At 66.9% G+C, this 8,109-nt stretch carries 10 protein-coding genes; 5 read left to right on the top strand and 5 right to left on the bottom strand.

The genetic code is table 11. The features are described 5' to 3' along the window. The 3 genes from B2W70_RS04580 to B2W70_RS04590 all read left to right on the top strand — a co-directional run. Window positions 1–343, top strand: a 343-nt coding sequence (locus B2W70_RS04580; RefSeq protein WP_286743310.1) for a COX15/CtaA family protein, incomplete at its 5' end; no start/stop codon positions are given. 24 nt (window positions 344–367) lie between these two features. Further along, window positions 368–1,297, top strand: a complete 930-nt coding sequence (gene cyoE, locus B2W70_RS04585; RefSeq protein ID WP_058088841.1) for a heme o synthase — start codon at window positions 368–370, stop codon at window positions 1,295–1,297. A 6-nt stretch (window positions 1,298–1,303) separates the two neighbouring features. After that, entirely contained in the window at window positions 1,304–1,936 is a 633-nt protein-coding gene (locus B2W70_RS04590; protein WP_286743312.1) for an SCO family protein, read from the top strand. Window positions 1,937–1,984: 48 nt separating this feature from the next. Here B2W70_RS04590 and B2W70_RS04595 read toward each other — a convergent pair whose 3' ends face one another. From B2W70_RS04595 to B2W70_RS04620, 5 genes are all read right to left on the bottom strand, one after another. Next, the gene (locus tag B2W70_RS04595) at window positions 1,985–2,551 is read right to left on the bottom strand and encodes a hypothetical protein (protein ID WP_286743313.1); all 567 of its coding nucleotides are present in this window, start codon (window positions 2,549–2,551) and stop codon (window positions 1,985–1,987) included. 309 nt (window positions 2,552–2,860) lie between these two features. Continuing rightward, window positions 2,861–3,826 (bottom strand): DUF429 domain-containing protein, encoded by a 966-nt coding sequence (locus tag B2W70_RS04605; RefSeq protein WP_286743316.1) that lies wholly within the window; start codon window positions 3,824–3,826, stop codon window positions 2,861–2,863. Between the two features lie 4 nt (window positions 3,827–3,830). After that, entirely contained in the window at window positions 3,831–4,259 is a 429-nt protein-coding gene (locus tag B2W70_RS04610; RefSeq protein WP_058088838.1) for a BLUF domain-containing protein, read from the bottom strand. A 6-nt stretch (window positions 4,260–4,265) separates the two neighbouring features. Next, the gene (gene folE / locus B2W70_RS04615; protein ID WP_286743319.1) at window positions 4,266–5,012 is read right to left on the bottom strand and encodes a GTP cyclohydrolase I; all 747 of its coding nucleotides are present in this window, start codon (window positions 5,010–5,012) and stop codon (window positions 4,266–4,268) included. Between the two features lie 155 nt (window positions 5,013–5,167). Beyond that, a complete protein-coding gene (locus tag B2W70_RS04620; RefSeq protein WP_286743320.1) occupies window positions 5,168–6,019 on the bottom strand; it encodes a hypothetical protein in 852 nt (283 codons plus the stop codon). Between the two features lie 108 nt (window positions 6,020–6,127). On the opposite strand from B2W70_RS04620, the gene B2W70_RS04625 reads away from it, so the two are divergent. Then, complete coding sequence (locus B2W70_RS04625) at window positions 6,128–6,907, top strand: M15 family metallopeptidase (RefSeq protein WP_058088836.1); 780 nt, start codon at window positions 6,128–6,130, stop codon at window positions 6,905–6,907. Window positions 6,908–7,033: 126 nt separating this feature from the next. Continuing rightward, a partial coding sequence (locus tag B2W70_RS04630) for a hypothetical protein (RefSeq protein ID WP_286743324.1) occupies window positions 7,034–8,109 on the top strand: 1,076 nt, incomplete at its 3' end.

Raw genomic sequence — 8,109 nt, forward strand, 5'->3', positions numbered from 1 at the left:
GGTGCTGTTCGCCTGGCGCCTGTCCAGCTGGCGCCCCGGCGTGGATGGGGCCGGCTGCACCCAGCCTGTTTGGCGCCGCGAGGCCCGGGTGCTCGCGCTGCTGCTGCTGGCCCAGGTCGTCACGGGCCTGAGCAACGTGGTACTTGGCTGGCCGCTGGCTGCGGCCCTGGCCCACTCTTTCGGCGCGGCGCTGCTCGTGTGGTGGCTCACGCGCCTGTTGGTGCTGCCGCGCCAGCAGGCTGCCTGGCGAGCTTTGCTCGACGGCCAGCAGGCCAATCCAAGCACCGTTTCCTCTGGACATCAGGGACATCACGCTACAGCCTCGCGGGCTTGTGCGTCATAGTCCCGGCAGCCACTTGAACCGACCATGACCGACACCGTCGCGACGCCCCCCGCCCCCGTGGCCATGCCCGCCACCCGCCTGCCGTCCAAGTTCCACCAGTACCACGTGCTGACCAAGCCGCGGGTGGTGCAGCTCATTGTTTTTTGCGCCGTCATCGGCATGCTGCTGGCCGTGCCCGGTGTGCCCACGGCCGCCGAGGCGCTCACGGCCCTGGCCGCCTGCATCGGCATCTGGCTGGTGGCCGGTTCGGCCGCCGCCTTCAACTGCCTGATCGAGCAGGGCATCGACGCGCGCATGAAGCGCACCGCCTGGCGGCCCACCGCACGGGGTGAGCTCAGCCGCACCCAAACACTGGTTTTCAGCGGCACCCTGTGCGCGGCAGGCATGCTCATCCTGGGCCTGTGGGTCAACCTCTTGACCATGTGGCTCACACTGGCCACCTTCGTGGGCTACGCCATCGTCTACACCGTGGTGCTCAAGCCGCTGACGCCGCAGAACATCGTCATCGGTGGGGCCTCGGGTGCCATGCCGCCAGTGCTGGGCTGGGCGGCCATGCGCGGCTCGGTCGACCCCGAGGCGCTCATGCTGTGCCTCATCATCTTCCTGTGGACGCCGCCGCACTTCTGGGCCCTGGCGCTGTACCGCGTCGAAGACTACGCGCGCGCCGGTCTGCCCATGCTGCCGGTCACGCATGGCAATGAGTTCACGCGACTGCACGTGTTCCTCTACACCATCATCTTGTTGGCGGGCAGCTTGTTGCCCTTCATCTACGGCATGAGCGGCTGGATCTACCTGGTCTCGGCGCTGGTGCTGGGCCTGATGTTCATGGCCTACGCTTTTCGGCTCTGGCGGCGTTACAGTGATGAGCTGGCCCGCAAGACTTTCCGCTTCTCCATCATCCACCTGATGCTGATGTTCGCGGCCTTGCTGGTCGATCACTACTGGGTGATTTGACCTGACATGAACCGAAACGACTTGAATCGCCGCGGCCTGCTGCTGTCGGCAGCCACCTCTTTGCTGGCGTTGCCGCTGCTGGGCGCTTGCGACAAGGCCGGTCAGCCGGTGGTGCCCAAGCTCAGCTTCAACGCGGTGGACATCACCGGTGCCGAGTACGCGCGCAAGCTCTCGCTCAAAGACGTCGATGGGCGCCAGCGCGACCTGGCCGAGTTCAAGGGCAAGGTCCTGTTCGTGTTCTTCGGCTTCACGCAGTGCCCCGACGTGTGCCCAACCACCATGGCCGAGTTGGCAGAGGTGCGCCGCCGCCTGGGCCCCGACGGCGATCGGGTGCAGGGCATCTTCATCTCGATCGACCCTGCGCGCGACACGCCCCAGGTGCTCAAGGCCTACCTGCAGGCGATGGACCCGAGCTTTGTGGGCCTGACAGGCTCCAACGAGCAGATCGAGGCCGCAGCCCGCGAGTTCAAGGTCTTCTACCAGAAGGTGCCCACCAGCGAGGGCAACTACACCATGGACCACACGGCAGGGGCCTACGTCTTCGACCCTGAAGGCCACGTTCGGCTGTTCGTGCGCTACGGCATGGGTGTTGACAAGGTCACGGCCGACCTCAGGCAGTTGCTCGGCAAGCCCGCCTGAGCTGGACCTGCCCCGAGCCGACTCGAGTCGACCCGGGCTGGTCAGCGTTCAGTACGCCTCGAGCGTCAGGCTCTGGCGCCCGTCCCAGTCTTGACCTGGCGCCAGCTTGACGGGCTCCAGGATGCGAGCGGCCTCCAGACACAGCATGTGCTGCCAGCCATCGTCGGGCATGTCGGCCAGGCGCGAGGCCCCATCGGCGCCGGGGTTCCAGACCACCACATCCGGCATCTCCTGCTGGTCGATGCGCAGGCGGCGAGGGCCGTCGCGCAGCAGCAGGTGTTCTCGCACGTTGGCGTAGATGCGGTCGATTTCGCCGTGGAAACGCTTCTCGGGGTGGTCCTCGATGGTTTCACCACCGTTGATGCGGTCGATGAAGCGTCGGCCGATCAGGCCCTGCAGGCGCACTTGCGAAAGCTCGGACACGGCCAGGTAGGTGTGCAACGCCGCAGCGAAGGACCAGGCCGTCTCGCCGGTGTTCTCGGCGTGCAGCTCAAGGTCGAGCCGGTTGGCCTCGATCGAGATCGTCAGCTCCAGGCGGAAACCGTGCGGCCACAGGGCACGCGTGGTGTCGTCGTCGCTCAGCACCAGCGTCACCTGGGCGTGTTCTTCGCCCACGCGGCCGCCGTCGATCGACCAGGTGCGGGTTCGGGCCAGGCCGTGGCGGGGNNAGCGAGGTGTCCGGGCCCATGAGCTCGAACTGAGGGAAAACGACCGGCACGCCACCGCGCACGGACATGCCCGGGCCAGCGACGGCCTGGGGCGAGAGGTAGAGCTGTTCGTCGGCGCCAGCGGGCACCCAGGAGACCACGTGGGCGCCATGCAGCAGCACGGTGGCGCGCGAGCCGTCGGGGGCTTTGAGCACGATGGCCGGCTGGCCCAGCACCTCGGTCACTTCGAATTGGTCAGGCAGGTTGTCGGTGTGATTCATGCCGAGAGTATCCATCCTTCGACCGGGTCGATGCCGTCGGGCAGGCCCCAGCGTGCGTGGCCTGCTTCACGTTGCGCGTGGGCCCAGGCGGCCTGAAACAGGCAGAGCACGGCGTCGAGCCGGTCGCCTTTCGGGTCGCTGACCAGGTGGTCGCGCTGTGCGGGGCTGAGCTTGAGGCGCAGGCCCAGCCGGGTGCGACCCTGCTCCAGCGCGTCGACCATGTCCATGCGGGCGATCAGGCGCGCCTGCTGCGAGGCCGCATCGGCCTTGGTGTCGGTTTTGTAGCTGCGCCGGCCTAGCAGTTCATGGGCGAGCAGGCCGGGGTAGGCCTCCAGGGCGATGGCGTCGGGGCGACCGCTGCGCAGCCCTGGCAGGCTGAGGTCGGCATCGACCAGGCGTTTCATGCCCTCGAAGTACATCTTGCCCACAGGCACGTAGCGGGTCTGCAATGGGCTGGTACTGGAGACCCCAGGTGAGGCCTGGTCGGTGGGCCGATGCAAGAGCTTGGGCCCCTCTGGCCGCTCGGTGTGCCAGGTCTGCCCCCAGCCATCGACCAGGCGCTGGAAGCCGGCGCGGTCAATGCAGTGCTGGTGCAGGGCCTGGATCAGGCCATCGGCTTGCGACGCGGTGGATGATGGGGCGGCGGCCACGCCTGACGAACCTGCTGAGCAAGTCAGCGTCGCCAGCCGTTCAGGCAATTCACCAGGGCCATGCACCCGCAAGGCCTCCACGAAGGCACGGGGCAGGCCAAAGGGGAAGTCGCAACCCATGACGAAACCGCCGGGCAGGGCCGTTGAACCTGGTTGGATGATGGCAGACAACGCGTCGTGGCTGAGCACCTCATCGACCCGATCAAGGCGCATCACGGCCCCGGCGCGGCGGCCCCATGCCAGGGTCAGGGGCTTGCGTGGGCTGGGCGCACAACTGAAGTCCAGGCCCAGCAGGACCTCGGGCAGGCTCACCGGCTCAGCAGGTGCGGCTGGCAATGGATGCCGTGGCGATCAGTTCTTCGAGCATGGCCATCGAGGCCTGGCCGCAGCTGGCGTAGGGGTCCAGCTCGGCCTTGGTCGAGTACTTCAGCAAGATGGCCGGGTTCACGCGTGCCAGGTTGACCTGGCCCATTGACCAACCCGCAAAACGGCGCTCGGTGATTTCCTCGTAGTGCAACAGGATCACGTCGGTGTGGCGCGGGTCATTGGCGATGCGGTTGTAGAGCGCGCTGACCACATCGCGCCCACCTTCGAGCACTTGCATGAAGACGTCGCCACTGTGGCAGAGCAAACCTGTGACACCCGCTGCCGGGTTGCCCTTGCGAGAGGCCTGCAAGATCGCGTCGATCACCTCAGCCGTGAGGGGTTCTTTGGCGCGGCTCGCGTACAGCAATCGGACCAACATGTTTGATCAGCCTTTGCGTTGGTTGACGAGGGCGAGGAATTCGCGGCGCAGGTTCGGGTCCTTCAGGAAGGAGCCGCGCATCACGCTGTTGATCATCTTGGAGTCCATGTCCTTGACGCCGCGCCAGTGCATGCAGAAGTGGTCGGCTTCCATCACCACGGCCAGGCCGTCCGGGTTCATGCGCGTTTGCAGCAGTTCGGCGACCTGCGTCACGGCTTCTTCCTGGATCTGCGGGCGGCTCATGATCCAGTCGATCAGGCGAGCGTATTTGGACAGGCCGATCAGGTTGGAGTGCTCGTTGGGCATCACGCCAATCCACACCCGACCGATGATGGGGCACAGGTGGTGCGAGCAGGCGCTGCGCACGGTGATGGGCCCGACGATCATCAGCTCATTGAGGCGTTCCACATTGGGAAACTCCGTCACCGAGGGCGCAGCTTGGTAGCGGCCCTTGAAAATCTCGCCCAGGTACATCTTGGCCACCCGTCGAGCGGTGTCCTGGGTGTTGTGGTCGCTGTCGGTGTCGATGACCAGGCTCTCGAGCACGCCGCCCAGCTTGCCCGCGACTTCATCGAGCAGCTTGTCCAACTCTCCGGGCTCGATGAATTCGGAGATGTTGTCATTGGCGTGAAAGCGCTTTTCAGCGGCCTTGATGCGTTCGCGGATGCGCACCGACACCGGCACGCCATCGTCGTCCTGCACTGCGGCGGGCTGGGCGTGGGGGTCGATGGCTCGGAGCGTGGGCGTGGTCATGGGCAATCCTGGCGGTGCGGTCGCGCGGCGTGGATGCCTTGCGGTTGCGAGAGGTCGCATCCTAACGACTGGAGGCCCATTGTGCACACGCCCGGCTGTGTGCCCGCATGCGAAGCAGGGCAAACGCTGTTCAAAGCCGGTTCAAGCGCCGCTGATCAGGGGGTGTGGCAGGCCGGCAGCGAAGGGTGTTGCACGCAGACCTTGGCCCGACAGACCGAGGTCTGTGCGGACGTGCCAGTGCCGCACTGCTGCAGCGCCAGCGTTGGCGACGGTGGCGCTTTGCGAGGGCCAGCGTGTGCCAGCATGGCTTCAACCAGCGCGACGTCCTCCTGCGAGGTCACGGGTTCGCGTTTGGTGTTGGCGTTGGCGCTGACTTGGGCACTGGTGCGTTGAGCGCCCGGTTTGGCTGCTTTGGCGAGGCGTTCGGGCTCGGTGCCCGGTGCCGCAGCGGACTTGGTTGGAGGCGATGGAGGCGGGTTCTGAGGCGCGACCGACACCGGGCTGGTGCCTGGTTGGACGCTGTTCGCGGGTGACTCGACCGGGGCCTGAGCGAGCATCGCTTCTCGGGTGACGCCGCCAGCCGGGGGCGACATGTCGATGATTTCTGCCGCTTCGGTTGCGGATCCACCAGCCAGGCGTGCTGTGGTGCTGGCATTCGCCTGAGCCTGCAGCGACACAGTTTGCACGGCGGGTGGCGGGGCCGGCGGCCGCCGGAGCAACTGGATGAAGCTCAGCAGCATCACCAGCATGCCCAGGCCCATCGCCGCCATGAGGGCACGCGTCAGCCACGGGTGGGCACGGCCAGTCGGCAGGCGCCTGGCTTGCGGGCGCCGGCGCACCCCGCGTTGGGACTCCAGGGTGGAGAGCAGGCGGATGCGTTGCGGGTCGATGTCTTCCACCGACTCCTGGTCGAAGTCCGCGAAGAGGCTGGGTCGACCTGGTTCAGGGCGAAGGGGTCGTCGTCCCGGTTGGCGGGCCGAACCGGTGGTGTGGGTGTCGCGTGTCACGACGGGCTCCCGAATTCTTTTTTTGATGAACAATCGCCGCATTCTAAAGAGCGGACTTGCCGCCTCCAACGCCTGGGGGCCGGTTTGCAATCAATCGTTACAGGGATCATGCATCTGGGGTGGGTACTGGCCTGGTTCGCGCTGGGCAGCTTGTTGTTGTCTGCGCTCGTGTTCCCGATGTGGTGGCGCGGGCGCGGTGCCCGCCTGGGCGCGGCCTCACGCGTGTTGCTCGGGCGCTCTCGGGTGTGGTGGCTGTCTGTCTTGCTGCTGCTTTTGCCGGCCCTGCTGATGTGGGCCTGGCTTGGCTGGCGCCCCCAACAGGCGGATGCATTCGACGACAGCGCCCTGGGGGTCAACCACCAGGTGAGCGAACTGCTCCGAGGCGAACAGCTCGTGCCTCCGCCACCACCGCCACCCGAGTTGTTCGCCACGGCAGAAGTCGAGGTGATCAGGCCGATGCTGTCGAGCGCGGACCGACGGTGGGAGCGCATGGACGCGGATTTCGTGCAGGCGCTGTTGCGTGTCTTCAAGGTGATGAAGGAAGTCCACGGCTACGACATGGCCCTGCTGGAGGGCTACCGCAGTCCGGAGCGCCAGGCGGTGTTGCTGGCGCGCGGGCCGAGCGTCACGGGTGCGGCGCCCGGGCAGAGCTACCACCAGCATGGGCTGGCAGCCGATTGCGCATTTTTGCGCGATGGGCGCCTGGTCATCTCCGAGCGAGACCCTTGGGCCATGCGCGGCTACGAGCTCTACGGGCAGGTGGCCGAGCAGCACGGCCTCACCTGGGGTGGGCGATGGCGCCTGATGGATTTCGGGCATGTCGAGTGGCGCAAGCCCGGTCTGCGCCTGCCCAAGGCGACACAGCTTGTAACGACCCACCCCTCGTGAGGGGGGCAAGGCCCCATGGCCCAGCGCTTAGACTCGGGCCGCTCCGGCGAGACATCCGTCGGCGACACACATCATCAAACCGATCAATCAGGGAGTGCGGGCTCGATCGGGCCCGTGCGGCAAGGCATGTCCAAGGCAGTCAAGGCAGCCGGGTTGGGGCTCGTCATTTTCGTCACCGTCTGGGTGGTGACGCTGTGGCAGTGGTACCGCAGCCAGCAGCCGCTCAACAGCGAGGAAGTCGCCACGCAACTCATCTTGTTGCCGGTGGGGCTCACGCTTGCTGCCTTGCTGGCCTGGTGGGGCGCCGCTCGTTTGCGCCAATGGCTGGCCAAGCCTGTCGAGGCGGCTGTTGTCGCAACGCCTGCGGGTGGGGTTGACCCGGCGCAAAAAAACGAGGGGGGCGCCGCTGCGCAAAGCATGCCTCTCGGGCTCGCGTGCATCCTGGCCGAAGCCCTGACCTTGCCCGAGGGCGACGACCCGCAAGCGGCGTGGACAACGTTGCGTTCTGGGCCGTTGCGCCCGGGCCTGGATCCGCAACTTCAGGACGCGGATGGCATGCCGATTTTCAGCTCCCGGATGGCGGGGCTGTCCACAGAAGACTGGCTCGATGCCCACGCAGAAGTCACGGCTTCAGCTTTGCCAGAGTCGCTGTTGCGAGCGATGGCCCTGATCGAAGCTCCCCTGCATCAACTGCTTTGTGCCTTGCCCGCTCCCGATGGGCTTGAGTGGGCTGGCGCTGGCACCGAAACCGACCTCAGCTCATCGGTGCGAGGCGAGGGCGGCGCAACCTTTCTGTCCGGGGTGGGGCAGTCGGGTGGTCGCGACCAGGCTCTTCGCCGGCGAGAGCTGGCCCCGTCGCTCGACATCCAGCTCTGGGTGCCATCGGACTGGACCGACGAGCACCGTTCGCTCTTTCTCGACTGGTTGCGCCATCAGTCGGGCATGGCGCTGGACTGGGCCCGTGCATCGGGCTCGGTCGAGCCCCGCTGGTCTGTGGCGTCGATCGACGGCCCTGAAGCGGGTTGGGACCACCTGTTGCCGCGCCTGAGCGAGCTGCACGCCGACGTGCGGCCGCGCCTGCTGCTGGTGCTGGCGGCGCAAAGCCTGGTCGACGAGGCCTGCGTGGCGGGATTGCAGGCGCGTGGCGAGCTGTTCACCACCCAGCACCAGGGCGGTCGGGTGCCGGGCGAGGGCGCGGCTGG

Source organism: Aquabacterium sp. UBA2148, from assembly GCF_002328915.1.
GTDB classification, from domain to species: Bacteria; Pseudomonadota; Gammaproteobacteria; order Burkholderiales; family Burkholderiaceae_C; genus Aquabacterium; species Aquabacterium parvum.

Excerpts from the sequence above, each read along its gene's own strand:
- cyoE (WP_058088841.1), top strand. The coding sequence starts at position 368 with ATGACCGACACCGTCGCGACGCCCCCCGCCCCCGTGGCCATGCCCGCC.
- B2W70_RS04590 (WP_286743312.1), top strand. The coding sequence starts at position 1,304 with ATGAACCGAAACGACTTGAATCGCCGCGGCCTGCTGCTGTCGGCAGCC.
- B2W70_RS04610 (WP_058088838.1), bottom strand. The coding sequence starts at position 4,259 with ATGTTGGTCCGATTGCTGTACGCGAGCCGCGCCAAAGAACCCCTCACG.
- folE (WP_286743319.1), bottom strand. The coding sequence starts at position 5,012 with ATGACCACGCCCACGCTCCGAGCCATCGACCCCCACGCCCAGCCCGCC.
- B2W70_RS04625 (WP_058088836.1), top strand. The coding sequence starts at position 6,128 with ATGCATCTGGGGTGGGTACTGGCCTGGTTCGCGCTGGGCAGCTTGTTG.